Annotated in this window: 12 protein-coding genes; 6 read left to right on the forward strand and 6 right to left on the reverse strand. The window is 69.0% G+C overall.

Annotation, left to right across the window (positions count from 1 at the left end):
• Positions 1-68: 68 nt before the first annotated feature.
• Complete coding sequence (locus BEP68_RS10350; protein ID WP_187249921.1) at positions 69-665, reverse strand: TetR/AcrR family transcriptional regulator; 597 nt, start codon at positions 663-665, stop codon at positions 69-71.
• Between the two features lie 93 nt (positions 666-758).
• Between BEP68_RS10350 and BEP68_RS10355 the strand changes: the two genes are divergently transcribed.
• Positions 759-3,047 (forward strand): glycoside hydrolase family 3 C-terminal domain-containing protein, encoded by a 2,289-nt coding sequence (locus tag BEP68_RS10355; RefSeq protein ID WP_187249922.1) that lies wholly within the window; start codon positions 759-761, stop codon positions 3,045-3,047.
• Positions 3,048-3,070: 23 nt separating this feature from the next.
• On the opposite strand, the gene BEP68_RS10360 is transcribed toward BEP68_RS10355, so the two are convergent.
• The 4 genes from BEP68_RS10360 to BEP68_RS10375 form a co-directional block, all read right to left on the reverse strand.
• Positions 3,071-4,174, reverse strand: coding sequence for a mandelate racemase/muconate lactonizing enzyme family protein (locus tag BEP68_RS10360; RefSeq protein WP_315985301.1), 1,104 nt, complete (start codon positions 4,172-4,174; stop codon positions 3,071-3,073).
• Positions 4,171-5,067, reverse strand: coding sequence for an NAD-dependent epimerase/dehydratase family protein (locus BEP68_RS10365; protein WP_187249923.1), 897 nt, complete (start codon positions 5,065-5,067; stop codon positions 4,171-4,173). The genes BEP68_RS10360 and BEP68_RS10365 overlap by 4 nt, the downstream gene beginning before the upstream one ends.
• A complete protein-coding gene (locus BEP68_RS10370; RefSeq protein ID WP_187249924.1) occupies positions 5,064-6,392 on the reverse strand; it encodes a Gfo/Idh/MocA family protein in 1,329 nt (442 codons plus the stop codon). Before BEP68_RS10370 ends, BEP68_RS10365 begins: the two co-directional genes overlap by 4 nt.
• Before the next feature lie 85 nt (positions 6,393-6,477).
• Complete coding sequence (locus BEP68_RS10375; protein ID WP_187249925.1) at positions 6,478-7,482, reverse strand: LacI family DNA-binding transcriptional regulator; 1,005 nt, start codon at positions 7,480-7,482, stop codon at positions 6,478-6,480.
• Between the two features lie 74 nt (positions 7,483-7,556).
• Here BEP68_RS10375 and BEP68_RS10380 point away from each other — a divergent pair, with 74 nt between their 5' ends.
• Complete coding sequence (locus tag BEP68_RS10380) at positions 7,557-8,600, forward strand: M24 family metallopeptidase (protein ID WP_261987822.1); 1,044 nt, start codon at positions 7,557-7,559, stop codon at positions 8,598-8,600.
• A 92-nt stretch (positions 8,601-8,692) separates the two neighbouring features.
• On the opposite strand, the gene BEP68_RS10385 is transcribed toward BEP68_RS10380, so the two are convergent.
• The gene (locus tag BEP68_RS10385) at positions 8,693-9,700 is read right to left on the reverse strand and encodes a LacI family DNA-binding transcriptional regulator (RefSeq protein ID WP_187249926.1); all 1,008 of its coding nucleotides are present in this window, start codon (positions 9,698-9,700) and stop codon (positions 8,693-8,695) included.
• A gap of 150 nt (positions 9,701-9,850) precedes the next feature.
• Between BEP68_RS10385 and BEP68_RS10390 the strand changes: the two genes are divergently transcribed.
• Genes BEP68_RS10390 through rhaS form a run of 4 tightly spaced genes read left to right on the forward strand, consistent with a single transcriptional unit; the run spans position 9,851 to position 14,556 of the window.
• Positions 9,851-11,380: a sugar ABC transporter ATP-binding protein gene (locus BEP68_RS10390; RefSeq protein ID WP_187249927.1), complete on the forward strand. Its 1,530-nt coding sequence runs from the start codon at positions 9,851-9,853 to the stop codon at positions 11,378-11,380.
• Positions 11,377-12,408, forward strand: coding sequence for an ABC transporter permease (locus tag BEP68_RS10395; RefSeq protein ID WP_053098750.1), 1,032 nt, complete (start codon positions 11,377-11,379; stop codon positions 12,406-12,408). Before BEP68_RS10390 ends, BEP68_RS10395 begins: the two co-directional genes overlap by 4 nt.
• Positions 12,405-13,457, forward strand: a complete 1,053-nt coding sequence (locus BEP68_RS10400; RefSeq protein WP_053098751.1) for an ABC transporter permease — start codon at positions 12,405-12,407, stop codon at positions 13,455-13,457. Before BEP68_RS10395 ends, BEP68_RS10400 begins: the two co-directional genes overlap by 4 nt.
• A gap of 55 nt (positions 13,458-13,512) precedes the next feature.
• Entirely contained in the window at positions 13,513-14,556 is a 1,044-nt protein-coding gene (gene rhaS, locus BEP68_RS10405; RefSeq protein ID WP_056276817.1) for a rhamnose ABC transporter substrate-binding protein, read from the forward strand.
• Positions 14,557-14,623: the final 67 nt, after the last annotated feature.

Consider the following 14,623-nt stretch of genomic DNA (forward strand, 5'->3'; position numbering starts at 1 on the left):
GCGCCGACTGCACTCTCCGTCACGAAGAACCGCCCCTCGCCTACAGCGCGAGGGGCGGTTCTCCGCATTCAGCCCTCTTGCGCGTCGGGCTGATCGGTCGGCGGGTAGAGCACATCCATCAGAGCGCTGATGATGCCGGGCATGTCGACCGAGCGGTCGATCATCCACTGCAGTTGGAGTCCGTCGGCGACCGCCTGGATCACGCGCGCCATGGTGTCCGGATCGAGAGCGGCTCGACGGTCGGCATCGTGGGCGAAGGCGTCGGTGATGCTCTCGCGGAGTCGCTCGCTGCGCTCGAGGAAGTACTGATGCGCGGGATGCGCGGGGTCGACGGCATCGACGGAGAGTCGGGAGAACAGTTCCACGACACCCGGGACCTCGGTGTTGTGGCGGATGACGTCGACGAAGGCGGACTTCGCGTCTTCGGAGTTCGAGGTCTGCGGCGCCATCCCGTCGTGTTCGTCGCGCGTGCGCAGCACCTCGGTGAACAGCTCCTCCTTGCTGCCGAAGTAGTGCAGCAGGGCGGCCGGGGTGACGCCGACGAGTTCGGCTATCTGCTTGAGCGAGGCGTTCTGATAGCCCTTGCGGCCGATCACATCGAGAGCGCTCTCGAGGATCTCCTCGCGCCTGGCGACGCCCTTCGCGTATGAACCTCGTCGTGCCATTCCTCGAGAGTAATCCTGAACAACGTTTGAGATCCAATACTTACTGGCATATAGTTTTCGCAAGACACCGTTGTCGCGCGCGAAAGGAAGACCATGACCGACACCTCGGCATCCGATCTCACCCTCGAGGAGAAGGCGTCGCTCACGAGCGGCGCGGACTTCTGGACCACGAAGGCCATCGATCGCGTCGGTCTGCCGTCGATCATGATGACCGACGGGCCGCACGGCCTGCGCAAGCAGTCGGGGGGAACCGACCACCTCGGCCTCTCGAGCAGCGTGCCGGCGACGTGCTTCCCACCGGCCGTCGGCATCGGATCGTCGTTCGACCCCGAGCTCATCGAGCGGGTCGGCGCCGCCATCGGAGTCGAGGCGGCCATCGAAGACGTCGCGATCGTGCTGGGCCCCGGCATCAACATCAAGCGGTCGCCGCTGTGCGGCCGCAACTTCGAGTACTTCTCCGAAGACCCGATCGTCTCGGGAACCCTGGGTGCCGCCTCGGTGCGCGGTGTGCAGTCGCAGGGCGTCGGCACGTCGCTGAAGCACTTCGCCGCGAACAACCAGGAGTTCGACCGGATGCGGGCGAGCTCCGACGTCGACCCGCGACCGCTGCACGAGATCTACCTGCGTGGCTTCGAGCGCGTGGTCAAGGACGCTCAGCCATGGACGGTCATGTGCTCGTACAACCGCATCAACGGCGTCTACGCATCGGAGGACCCCTGGCTGCTCACCCAGGTGCTCCGCGACGACTGGGGCTTCGACGGTCTCGTCGTGTCGGACTGGGGTGCCGTGAACGATCGTGTGGCGGGCGTCGCCGCCGGCCTCGATCTCGAGATGCCGTCGTCGGGAGGTCGGACGGATGCGCAGCTCGTCGCTGCCGTGCGCGCCGGCGAGCTCGCCGAGAGCGTGCTGGACACAGCGGCCGACCGCGCGATCGATCTGGTCCGCAAGGCGCAGCGGCGTCCGGCCGTCTCCGGCCCGCTCGACGTCGACGCGCACCATGCGCTCGCCAGGGAGGCGGCCGGTCGCTCGATCGTGCTGCTCAAGAACGACGGAGACCTGCTGCCGCTCGCCCCCGAGCAGCGCATCGCTGTCATCGGCGCCTTCGCCACCGAGCCGCGATTCCAGGGAGCAGGATCGTCGCTCATCAACCCGACCAGGGTCGACAAGGCGCTGGACGAGCTGCGCGCGATCGGTGGGGACGACGTCGCATATGCGCCGGGCTTCGCCGTGGAAGGCGGCGACACCGCTGCATCCGGTCGCTCCGCTGACGACCTGCGCGCGGAGGCGGTCGCCGCCGCGTCCGCAGCGGATGTCGCGGTCGTGTTCCTCGGCCTCCCCGCCGCGGAGGAGTCGGAGGGCTTCGACCGCGAGCACATCGACCTTCCGGCGGCTCAGCTGGCGGTGCTCGACGCCGTGATCGAGGCGAATCCCGCGACGGTCGTCGTGCTCTCGAACGGCGGCGTCGTCGCGCTGCCCTTCGCCGACCGGGTGCCCGCGATCGTCGAGACCTGGCTGCTCGGACAGGCGGGCGGCGGAGCGGTCGCCGACGTGCTCTACGGCGCCGTGAACCCGTCGGGCAAGCTCACCGAGACGGTGCCGGTGCGTGTGGAGGACAACCCGTCGTTCGGCAGCTTCCCCGGCGAGTTCGGTCATGTCCGCTACGGCGAGGGAGTGCTGGTCGGCTACCGCTGGTACGACGCCAAGGGACTCGATGTCACGTTCCCGTTCGGCCACGGGCTCTCGTACACGGCCTTCTCGTACGGCGAGGCAACGGTCGAAGCGGCCGAGAACGGTGACATCGCCGTGCGCGTCGACGTGACCAACACCGGAACCCGCGACGGCCGCGAGATCGTGCAGGTGTACGCCGCTCCGGTGTCCTCGGTCGTCCAGCGCGCGCCTCGCGAGCTCAAGGCCTTCGCCTCGGTGGCGATCGCCGCGGGCGAGACCCGGACGGTCGAGCTGGTCATCCGTCGCGAGGACCTCGCCTACTGGGACGTCCGCGTCGACCGCTGGATCGTCGAGCCCGGCGAGTACCGCATCGATGTCGCGGCATCGAGCCGCGACATCCGCTCCACCGCGACCGTCGAGGTGGCGGGTGATGTGGTCTCGCTGCCCCTCACCATGAACTCCTCGATCGGCGATGTGATGGCGCACCCCGTCGCGGGGCCGATCATGATGGGCGCGCTCGGCGGCTTCCTGGGCGAACTGAGCGGCGCCGATTCGTCGGCGGCATCGATGATGCCCAACGACGAGGCCATGGAGAAGATGATGGCGTCGTTCCCGATCGGCCGCCTCATCGGATTCCCGGGGGTGGACGTGACGCACGAGCAGGTCGAGGAGCTGCTCGCCGGAGCGAACGCCGGCGCGCTGCCGCAGGCCTGACCGCACGCCTCGGCGCCGAGAACTCAGGCGCCGAGGCGGGCCCCGTCGTCGAGCAGGGGAGCGAAGCGGAGCCCGAGGCCGTGGTGCGGGTTCTCGGTGAGGTGGCCGTCGGCGATCGTCACCGGCGAGGGGTCGGCGAGAGCTCCCAGTGCACCGAAGCCGGCGTCTTCGACGTCTTCGACCAGGACCTCGTGGCCGGTGTCGGGCAGAGTCAGCGCGAGCTGACCCGAGAGCTCGGGCAGAAGGTGCGGGTGCAGGGTCGCACCGTGCGCGGCGACCAGCTCGGCGATGCGGAGGAACGGCGTGATCCCGCCGACCCGCACGATGTTGGGCTGCAGGATCTGCGCCGCACCCGCGCGCAGGAAGTCGCCGAAACGGTGCGCGGTGTGCAGATTCTCGCCGAGCGCGATAGGCACGTCGATGCGCCGTGCGAGTTCCTTATGTCCGTCGAGGTCATCGGCGCGCAGGGGCTCTTCGATCCAGGCGAGGTCGAAGCGCGACAGGACCTCGACGGATGCGGTCGCCCGCGCCAGATCCCACCGCTGGTTCGCGTCGATCATCAGCCCCCGATCAGGGCCGAGCAGCTCGCGGACGGCGGCGACGCGATCGGCGTCCTCGGCGATGTCGGGCTTTCCGACCTTGATCTTGACCGCCTCGAACCCCGCATCGATCCAGCGCTGCACCTGGGCGAGCAGTTCGTCGAGCGAGTAGTGCAGGTTCACGCCTGAGCCGTAGGCGCGCACCCGTTCGCGGCGGCGGCCGATCGACTCCGACACCGAGACGCCGGTCGACCTCGCCTCCGCATCCCACAGCGCCAGGTCCAGACCGGCGAGTGCGATCGTCGTGATCCCCCCGCCTCCGGCTTCGTGCAGGTGCTCCCACATCCCCTGCCAGCTCTCGGCGGGCGTGGCGGAGCGGCCGACCGCGGCGGGAGCGATGTCATGCTCGAGCAGCGCCTGCACGGCGGGCGCACCGATCTGCGGACTCCAGGAGAAGCCCCATCCCTCGCCACCGTCGGAGCGCACGACATGAGTCGCGATCACGCCGACGGAGGTGACGTCGGCAGCCCACGGACGAGTCAGCGGCACTCTCTGCAGACGAGTCGACAGGCTCCGGATCGTGGTCACAGCAGTGCCAGCTCTGCGCGCCAGGTGCGGGACGGGCGCCAGCCGAGGAGTCGGGCGGCCTTGTCGGACGAGAAGGCGGGGGAAGTGTCGGTCAGCGCCGCGGCCGCGTGCTCGGTGCCGGGGTGGAACTCGGGCAGCAGCTCGCTCAGCGGGCGGCGGGCGAGGGCATCGTCGGCTCCCACGAAGAATCTCTCGCCGTTCGGGATGTGGTCGAGCGCGGCGAGGAGGGTGTCGGTGAAGGCTGCGACGTCGCGGGCGTCGACATAGTTGAAGAGCGCCGGCGCGGAGAGCGCCGGATCGTCGAGACGATCGAGAACGGTGTGGCCCTGCTGGGTGAGAGCGCCGGCCCACTCCTCCGGGGCGATCACGTAGCAGGGGCGGAAGGAGGCGAAGCGCACGTCGTCGCCGGCCTGACGCCGCAGCATGTCGACGGTCTGCTCGATGAGCAGCTTCGACAGGGCATAGGCGTTCCAGGGCTCGGTCGGCGACGTCTCGTCGAGGGGGAGGCGCTCAGGGGTCCAGCCGCGAGGTGCGCCATAGCCGACCACGGTGGGACTCGACGCCGCGACGACGCGGTGGATGCCGGCCCGTACGGCTCCGCCCAGCACCGACTGGGCGAGAGCCGCGTTCGTGCGGATGATCACGTCCTCGGGTGCGCTGAAGGGCACCGCGATCGCCGCGAGATGGATCAGTGCATCCGCCGACGTCGCGGCGAGAGCGGATGCCGTGGCATCCGCGTCCGTCAGGTCGAGGGACGCCTGCGTGATCCCGTCCCGGTCGAGGGCCGCGCTCGGCTCCCGGTCGATCGAGACGATCTCGTGCCCGGCATCTGCGAGGCCCGTCACCAGGGTGCGTCCGAGTCTGCCCGAACCGCCGGTGACGATGATCCTCATGGCCGCGCCAGCAGGGCGATCCCGAGCTCGTCGACCTTCACGGGAAGGCCCGTCTCGAGTGAGCGGTTGCCCGCGATGCCCACCGCGATCGAGCGGATGCCGTCGGTCCAGTCGGCCGGACGCGCGAGGGGGTCGTCCCCGGGGCCCTCGAAGACATCGGACAGCAGCAGCTCGTCTCCACCGCCGTGGCCTCCGTCGCCGCCGTCGATCGGCACCTCGTAGGCCTCTTCCCAGTGGCGCTGCACGATCAGACGCTCGCTCTCAGGGCGCAGTGCGGTCGTGCCGTGGCCGCCGGAGAGGCTGGGGTCGATGTGCGGGTGCAGTCCCTCGCCCGCGAGCACGGCGCCGCGCTCGACCACCTCGAGCTCGACCCGGCCGAGGGTGCCGTTTACGGCGACGCGGTAGCCCTCCCAGGGGGAGTGCGCGTTCAACGAGTACGACATCGTCGCGCCGGACGCATAGTCGACGACGAGTGCGAGGTTGTCCTCGATCGTGATGCCTTCGCTGAACACGTCGAGATCGCGCCGGTACCCGTCGTGCTCCTCGGCGTCGAGGTAGAGCGCGGTGAGACGCTCATCGGTGCGCAGGTCGAGTTCGAACAGGTCGCCGTCGTCGTGGGTGCCTCGCGCCGGTCGCTCGCCGAGGCCACGGCCGGCCGCGTTCTCGGCTCCGTAGAAACGCAGGCCGCCGGACGCGAAGACGCGGGTCGGCTGTGAGCGGATCCACCAGTTGACGAGGTCGAAGTGGTGGCTCGACTTGTGCACGAGCAGACCGCCCGAGTTCTTCTTCTCGCGGTGCCAGCGGCGGAAGTAGTCGGCGCCGTGGTTCGTGTCGAGCATCCACGAGAAGTCCACGGACGTGACGTCGCCGATCGTGCCGTCCTGGATCACCTGGCGCAGTGCGCTGTTGCGGGGCGAGTAGCGATAGTTGAAGGTCAGCACGACCTGGCGACCGGTGCGCTCGACGGCGTCTTCGATGCGGGCGGCGCTCGCCGCGTCGATCGTGAGCGGCTTCTCGACGACGACGTCGGCGCCCGCTTCGAGCGACCGGACGATCAGCTCGGCGTGGAGGTCGTCGCGGGAGCAGATGATGACCCGGTCGACCCGCTCGTCGCCGATCACCTGCTCGAGCTCGTCGGGGGTGGCGAGGCGGGGCGCCGGCGCGCCGACCTCCGCGATGCGGTCGGCGTAGTGCCCGGCCCGCACCGGGTTCGGCTCGATGATCGCCACGAGCTCGGCGCGGTCACGGTGCGTGCCGATGATCCCCTCGACGTACATCTGCGCGCGGGCTCCGGCACCGGCGAGGGCGTAGCGGGTCTTCGTCATCGTGATCTCTCTTCGATCTCCGGTCAGGAAACGTTTTCTCGACGATAGCACAGGAGAGGTGTCAGGCCCCGGGACCGCCGACGGTTCAGGGCGTGTGCACGGTGGCGGTGCTGCCGCGCACGATCAGGGTCGGCGTGAAGGTGAGCGCTGCCGTGGGATCGCCGTCGGTGAGCTGGTCGTGCATCGCAGCCCATGCGGCTGCGCCGATCTCGACCGCGGGAACGGCCACGGTCGTGAGCGGGGGTGAGGTGTAGGCGGCGAAGGGAATATCGTCGAAACCCGTGATCGACAGCTGCTCCGGCACGTCGACGCCGCGCACGGTCAGGGCCGAGAGCAGCCCCATGGCGACGAGGTCGTTGTAGGCGATCACTGCGGTGGCTCCGCTCGCGAGAACCTGGTCGGCGACCGCGGTGCCGCTGTCGAAGTCGACGCCTGCGGTGATCTCCTCGACTTCGAGCCCGTCGGTCCGGGAGAGCTCCGCCGCGATCGCATCCTGCCGCGCCCTGTGCGTCACGCTGCGGGTGGCGCCGGCGAGATAGACGAGCCGGCGGTGGCCGAGCGAGGTGAGGTGGCCGACGATCTCGCGCATGCCGGATCCGTAGTCGGCGCCGACCACGGGAGTGCTCGTCTGTGGGCCGCGGTTGATCACGACGGCGGGGGAGAGCATCGGCAGCAGTCGGCCGAGGTCCTCCTCGGGCATTCGAGGGGCGCAGAGGATCACGCCGTCGGTGCGCAGCCTGGTCGCTCGGGCGAGCGCCTGCTCTTCGTCCAGATCCTCACGCGAGTCGGCGACCAGCACGTGGTATCCGTCGTCCGCGGCCGCGCGGCTGAGGCCACGCAGGATCGCCTGGAACGTCGGGTTCTCGAGGTCGGGGATCACGACGGCGATGGTCTGGGTGCGGCCGAGCACCAGGCTCCGTGCCACGGGGTTCGCCGTGTAGCCGAGCTGCGCAGCGGCTGCCTGCACGCGCTCGGCGAGCGCCCGATCGACCGTCGGGTTGCCGTTCATCGCGCGCGACACCGTCGACAGTGAGACGCCGGCGAGTTTCGCGACGTCGGTGATGCCGGGGCGTGTCGATTCGCGTGCCATCGGCATCCCTTCGTGTCCGCGAGAGGTCGCGGCTGTCGTCATACTACGAGAAAACGTTCTTCAGGGAGGGTCTCATGGCTGGAGCATCCGAGGACCGCGCCGAGAAGCAGGATCGGCTGGCGCGCGTGCGCCGAGAGGTCGACGGGGCGCCCGTGGTGCTCGTCTCTCACGAATCGCTGTCGTGGTACCTCGAGGGCGTGCGCACGCATGTGTCGCTCGCGGGTCCTCCGGTGCTCGCGGTGCGGGCGGAGGCGCAGGGCGATGTGCTCTTCATCGCCGAGAACGAGGCCGATCGGCTGATCGCCGAGGAGCTGCTGCCGGAGGATGCCGCGCGCGTGGTGCGCGTGCCGTGGTGGATCCCACCCGCTGCCGCCGCGGCTGAGGAGGCCGGCGTCGCCGAATCGCACGTCGCGGCTGAACTGCGCGCGGCTCGCGCGCGCCTGCTGCCGGCCGAGCGTGCCAGATATCGACTTCTCGGACGGGAGACAGCAGAGGCGCTGACGGATGCGCTCGCCCGCGTCGGTCCGGAGCAGAGCGAGCGGATGGTCGCCGCAATCGTCTCCGCCGAGCTCATCGCCCGAGGGATCGATCCGCTCGTCGTGCTGGTCACCGGTTCCGAACGGACTGCGTTCCGGCATCCGCTTCCGACTGCCGGGCTGCTCGGAGAGCGGGCCATGATCGTCGTGTGCGGGCGTCGGAACGGGCTCATCGCCAACGCGACACGCTGGGTTGGCGCATCCGTCGATGACGAGCCGATCTGGGGCGTGGAGCGGGCTCTCCTCGATGCGTCAGTGCCGGGAGCCCGTCTGAACGACGCGTTCACGGCGGGCATCGCGGCGTACGGCCGCTACGGGTTCGACGCTGACGAATGGCAGCGCCACCACCAGGGCGGACCGACCGGGTATGCCGGTCGCGATCCCCGCGCCACGGCATCCACTGCGGATCTGATCGTCGAGGATCAGGCGTTCGCCTGGAACCCGACCGCACCGGGCCGCAAAGTCGAAGACACCCTGCTGCGCACAGATGACGACTGGGAGGTGCTCACGGTCGATGAGCGCTGGCCGTCGGTCGAGTACGAGGGGCTGCATCGGCCGGTCTCGAGGGCGTACGGGACCTGATCGGGGGCTCGATGGCGGGGCTCTGGGCCGAAATGCATGCTCAGGTTGCGGATGCACGTGAGCCGCCGAGGTCCGGGGAGGGCCGCCCCAGGTCAGCCGACGGTCGAGCTGCGTACGATCAGCTCGGGCGGGAACACGGTCTGACGGGGGATGCTCTCGGGGTCGGCCGCCTCTTCGAGCACGATCCGCAGCGCCGTGCGACCGATCATGCGGCTGGGCTGCCGGATGGATGACAACGGCACCGCGGCGGCGGCCGCGAACGGATTGTCGTCGAAGCCGATCAGCGCGATCTCGTCGGGGACGAGCAGGCGTCCGCCCGACACGAGCGACTGCAGCAGGCCGAGGGCGAGCAGATCGTTGGCGGCGAAGAGCGCGTCGGGCCACTCGCGCCGAGGGCGGGTGAGCAGGCGCGCTCCGGCGGCGACGCCCTCTTCGACCGTCATCGCCGCCGTCGGCACGACCTCGAGCTCGACGTGCACCGCCGCGTTCTCGGCCGCCGCGCGAGCGCCCGCGAGACGGTCGGTGACCTGACGCATGTCGAAGGGGCCCCCGACGAAGGCGATCCGCCGCCGACCGCCCTCGATGAGGTGCTCGACCGCCAGTCGCCCACCCGCGACGCTGTCGACCGACACCGACGAGAACCCGCTGTCGGCGCTGAATCGGTCGACGAGAACCGTCGCGATCCCGCTCGCTCGGAACTTGCGCAGCTGCGTCATGACGTCGCCGTAGGGGGCGATGAGCAGGCCGCGCACCTGCTGCTCGCGAAACAGGTCGAGATAGACCTTCTCGCGGGACGGGTCGTCGTCGGTGTTGCCGTACAGGATCGCGATGCCGTGGCTGGACGCCTCGTCTTCGGCACCGCGCACCACATCGTTGTAGAAGGGGTTCTGGCCGTCGAGCACGACGAATCCGACGGTCGTGCTCACGCCGGCTCTGAGCTTGCGGGCGGCGTCGTTTCGCACGTAGCCGAGCTCTTCTATCGCCTGCGTCACTCGCTCGACCGACTCGCTGGAGACCTCGTCCGGTCGGTTCAGGACGTTCGAGACGGTGCCGACGGAGACGCCAGCGCGAACGGCGACATCGCGGATGCTGACCGGCATTCGGCAGTCCTCTCGTCGTCGGGCGGATCACGCTTCGGCATCGGGGGTTGACCTGAGACCGGCATCACATACACTAGCCTGAAACGAGCTTGAATCGATTCAGGTAAAGTTCATTCCGATCATCATCCCCCTCAACGGAGAGGAAAGCCAGTGGTAGACGCAGCCTCCGCCCGCAGCGCTCCCCCCACCGCGCTCGAGCTGCATCGGGTGGTGAAGTCCTTCGGCCCCGTCGTCGCACTCCGCTCCGGCAGCCTGACGCTCCGCCCCGGCTCGATCCACGCCCTCATCGGCGAGAACGGCGCGGGCAAGTCCACGCTCGTGAAGATCATGGCCGGTCTGTACCGCCGCGACTCGGGCGACTTCCGTCTGCACGGCGACGATGTCGATTTCACCAGCACCGCCCAGTCGAAGGCCGCGGGCATCGCGGTCATCTACCAGGAGCCGACGCTGTTCCCCGATCTCTCGGTCACCGAGAACATCTTCATGGGACGTCAGCCCACCGGCTTCCTCGGCCGCATCGACCGCAAGGCCATGCGCACCGAAGTCGACCGGATCTTCCGCCGCCTGGGCGTGACGCTCGACCCCGACCGCATCACCGAGGGTCTGTCGATCGCCGACCAGCAGATCATCGAGATCGCCAAGGCCATCTCCCTCGACGCGAGCGTGCTGATCATGGACGAGCCGACGGCCGCACTCAGCGGCGTCGAGGTCGACCGACTCTTCGCGGTCGCGCGGAGCCTCCGCGACGAGGGACGCGCGATCCTCTTCATCTCGCATCGCTTCGACGAGGTGTTCGACCTGTGCGACACCGTCACCGTCATGCGTGACGGGGCATACATCGACACCACTCCCATCGCCGAGACCACGGTCGACGAACTGGTGCGCCAGATGGTCGGCCGCGACGTCACCGAGCTGTTCCCCAAGCAGGAGGCCGTCATCGGCGAGCCGCTGCTCGAGGTCACAGCGCTCACCCGTCCCGGCGTCTTCCACGACATCTCGTTCACGGTGCGCGCGGGCGAGATCGTCGCACTGGCAGGTCTCGTCGGTGCCGGTCGCTCGGAGGTCGCCCGCGCGATCTTCGGCGTCGATCCCTACGACGAGGGAGAGGTGCGGATGCTCGGCGCGGGCGTCGCCCGCCGCAACCCGACCGCCGCGATGCGCAGCGGACTCGCGCTCGTTCCCGAGGACCGCCGCAAGCAGGGCCTCGTGATCGACGCGAGCGTCGGAGGCAACATCACGCTCGCCATCCGCCGGCGCCTCTCGAAGTGGGGACTCATCACGAGCGGCATCGAGAACCGTGCGGCGAAGGAGTGGGCGTCGCGCCTCGAGGTGAAGACGCACGCGCTCGACACCGTGGCGTCCACGCTCTCGGGCGGCAATCAGCAGAAGGTCGTGCTGGCCAAGTGGCTGGCCACCGACCCGCGCGTCCTCATCATCGACGAACCGACTCGCGGCATCGACGTCGGCACCAAGTCCGAGGTGCACCGACTGCTGTCGCAGCTCGCCGGCGAGGGCATGGGCATCCTGATGATCTCGTCCGAGCTGCCCGAGGTGCTCGGCATGGCGGATCGCGTGCTCGTGATGCGCGAAGGACGCATCACCGCCGAGATCTCCCGCGACGACGCCACCAGCGAGAACGTCATGTTCGCCGCCACCCACTCATCGGAGCTGCACTCATGAGCACCACCACCGCACCCGCGGCCGCCGCTCCGGCGATCGCGAAGAAGCCCGGCGGCATCGGCCGTGCACGCGAGTTCGGCATCCTCGCCGCGCTCGTGCTCGTCGTGATCGCCGCGACCGTCAAGAATCCGGCGTTCCTCTTCAGCTCCGACGGCTGGCGCGATCTGCTGCTCACGCCGTCGATCCTCATGCTCGTCGCGGTGGGCCAGGCGATCGTCATCATCACGCGCAACGTCGATCTGTCGGTGGGCTCGGTGATGGGCCTCACGGCCTACCTGACCGGACGCCTCTTCGTCGACGTCCCCGGCATCCCCATCGTGGTCGTCGTGATCGCGGCCGTCCTGCTCGGTGCCTTCCTCGGCCTCGTGAACGGCGCGCTGGTCGCCTTCGCGAAGGTGCCGGCCATGGTGATCACGCTCGGCACGCTCTATGCCTACCGCGGCATCAATGTGCTGTGGACCGGCAGCGATCGCATCAACGCCTCCGACATGCCCAAGGACTTCCTCGCACTCGGCACGCAGCAGATCCTGTTCATCCCTGTGCTGACGATCATCGCGGTGATCGTGCTCGCGCTCGCGGCCTGGTATCTGCGCAACATCCGGGGCGGACGCGAGTACTACGCGATCGGCTCCGACCCCTCGGCGGCCGAGCTCTACGGCCTCAAGGTCACCCGTCGGGTGCTCTCCGCGTTCGTCCTCTCGGGTGCACTCGCAGGTCTCGCCGGCGTCTTCTACGCCGCGCGATACGGATCCATCAGCTCGCAGGCGGGAAGCGGCTGGGAGCTGGATGCCGTCGGCGCAGCCGTCATCGGTGGCATCGCGATCACCGGCGGTGTCGGCACGGTCTGGGGCGCGGCCATCGGCGCGATGCTCCTGATGACCATCAACCGCGCGCTGCCCATTCTCGGCATCCCGGACTTCTGGCAGCGTGCCGTGGTCGGTGTGCTCATCATCGGGGCCATCGTGCTCGACCGGGTGCTCGCGGTCAGACAGAGACGCCAGCTCATCGAGGCGAGGGACGAATCATGACCACGACAACGACGACGACGTCGACCCGCGTCATCCGCGACTACGACCGTCCGCTGTGGCGGCGCATCTTCATCAACCGCGAGTTCGCGATCATCGCGCTCCTCGTGCTGGTGACGATCGTGGCGGCCGTCACGATCCGCGGCTTCGCCCAGCCGATCACCGCGAACTACCTCCTCCTCGACGTCGCACCGATCCTGCTCATCGCGCTGCCCATGACGCTCGTCATGATCACGGGCGAGATCGACCTGTCGGTGGGATCCATGGTGGGGCTCGCCAGCGTCGTCACCGGAGTCCTCACCGAGTCGGGTGCTCCCTTCGAGGTCGCCGCCCTTGCGGCCCTCCTCGTCGGCGTCGTCGGCGGAGCCTTCAACGGGTTCCTCGTCACGATCGTCGGGCTGCCGTCGCTCGCCGTCACGATCGGCACGCTCGCACTCTTCCGCGGGCTTGCGGTCGGCCTGCTCGGCACCACGGCCGTCACGGACTTCCCCGAGACATGGACGGCGCTCGCGAAGGCGAAGATCGCCGGGACGACCATCCCGTACATCGTCATCCCGTTCCTGATCCTGCTGGTGCTGTTCGCGGTGCTGCTGCACTTCACGCCCTTCGGCCGTGGTGTCTTCGCGATCGGTCTGTCGAAGGACGCCGCGCGGTTCTCGGGCGTCGACGTCGAACGGACGAAGTTCATCCTGTTCGTGCTCTCGGGCGTGGTCGCCGCCTTCGCAGGCATCTTCTACACGCTGCGGTTCGGCAGCGCCCGAGGCGACAACGCCACCGGGCTCGAGCTGCAGGTGATCGCGGCCGTGGTGCTCGGCGGAGTGTCGGTGTTCGGCGGACGGGGACACCTCCACGGCGTCGTCGCCGCCGTTCTCCTGATCGGGGTGCTGGGCAGCAGCCTGCGCCTCGCCGGAGTCACATCCGACGTCATCAACATCATCACCGGCGGGCTGCTGATCTTCTCGGTCGTCGCAGCGAGCGTCCTCGCCTGGGCGCAGCGCGTCCGCGCGAAGGCCGGTCCGCCACTGCGCGTAGCAGCCTCTCCCGCACCATGAGGCAGCCTCTCATCGCCGGCACCCGCCAGCGGTGATCATCACGAAAGGAAGAACAATGACGTTTGCACGTAAGAAGATCGCGGGGTTCGCGGCGGTCGCCGTGGCCGCAGCGCTCGTGCTGAGCGGCTGCGCCGACACCAGCGGCGGATCCGGAGGCTCGGGTTCAGAGGGTGAAGGCGGATCCGACAACCTCGCGATCACGTTCCTGCCCAAGAACCTCGGCAACCCGTACTTCGACACCTCGAGCGAGGGCGGCAAGACCGCCGTCGACGAGTTCGGCGGCACGTTCGCCGAGGTCGGCCCGGCCGAGGCCACCCCCGACGCCCAGGTCAGCTACATCAACACCGCGACGCAGCAGGCCGTGGGCGCGCTCGTCGTCTCGGCGAACGACCCGAAGGCGATCTGCGACGCGCTGAACGAGGCCCGTGACGCCGGCGTCAAGGTCGTCACCTTCGACTCCGACACGAACCCCGAGTGCCGCGACCTGTTCATCAACCAGGCCGACTCCGAGGGCATCGCCAAGGTGCAGGTCGACCTGATCGCCGACCAGATCGGCGGAGCCGGCGAGGTCGCGATCCTGTCGGCATCCGCCAACGCGACCAACCAGAACGCCTGGATCGACCTGATGAAGGAGTACGTCGCCAGCGAGTACCCCGACATCACGATCGTCGAGACCGTCTACGGTGACGACGACGACCAGACGTCGTTCGACAAGACCGCTGCGCTGCTGCAGAGCCACCCGAACCTGAAGGGCATCATCTCGCCCACCACGGTCGGCATCGCGGCTGCGGCGCGGTACGTGTCCACCTCGGACTACAAGGGCAAGGTCGCCATCACCGGTCTCGGCACCCCGAACCAGATGCGCGAGTACGTCGAAGACGGCACCGTCACCGCGTTTGCGCTGTGGAACCCGGCCGACCTCGGCTACCTGGCCGCGTTCGCCTCCAAGGCGCTGATCGAGGGCGAGATCACCGGCGAAGAGGGCGACACCTTCGAGGCCGGAGACCTCGGCGAGTACACGGTCGGCGCCGACGGCGTCGTTCTTCTCGGCGACCCGTTCGAGTTCAACGCAGACAACATCGGCGAGTTCGACTTCTGAGTCGAGTTCGGGAGGGGCGTCGGGGCTTCGGCCTCGGCGCCCCTTTCCGTGTGCGCCGCGGTGTGCC

Source organism: Microbacterium sp. 4-7, from assembly GCF_014332665.1.
Taxonomy (GTDB): Bacteria; Actinomycetota; Actinomycetes; order Actinomycetales; family Microbacteriaceae; genus Microbacterium.

Coding starts and splice junctions, on each gene's coding strand:
- BEP68_RS10355 (WP_187249922.1), top strand. CDS start 759: ATGACCGACACCTCGGCATCCGATCTCACCCTCGAGGAGAAGGCGTCG.
- BEP68_RS10395 (WP_053098750.1), top strand. CDS start 11,377: ATGAGCACCACCACCGCACCCGCGGCCGCCGCTCCGGCGATCGCGAAG.
- BEP68_RS10365 (WP_187249923.1), bottom strand. CDS start 5,067: ATGAGGATCATCGTCACCGGCGGTTCGGGCAGACTCGGACGCACCCTG.
- BEP68_RS10370 (WP_187249924.1), bottom strand. CDS start 6,392: ATGACGAAGACCCGCTACGCCCTCGCCGGTGCCGGAGCCCGCGCGCAG.
- BEP68_RS10385 (WP_187249926.1), bottom strand. CDS start 9,700: ATGCCGGTCAGCATCCGCGATGTCGCCGTTCGCGCTGGCGTCTCCGTC.
- rhaS (WP_056276817.1), top strand. CDS start 13,513: ATGACGTTTGCACGTAAGAAGATCGCGGGGTTCGCGGCGGTCGCCGTG.
- BEP68_RS10350 (WP_187249921.1), bottom strand. CDS start 665: ATGGCACGACGAGGTTCATACGCGAAGGGCGTCGCCAGGCGCGAGGAG.
- BEP68_RS10400 (WP_053098751.1), top strand. CDS start 12,405: ATGACCACGACAACGACGACGACGTCGACCCGCGTCATCCGCGACTAC.
- BEP68_RS10380 (WP_261987822.1), top strand. CDS start 7,557: ATGGCTGGAGCATCCGAGGACCGCGCCGAGAAGCAGGATCGGCTGGCG.
- BEP68_RS10375 (WP_187249925.1), bottom strand. CDS start 7,482: ATGGCACGCGAATCGACACGCCCCGGCATCACCGACGTCGCGAAACTC.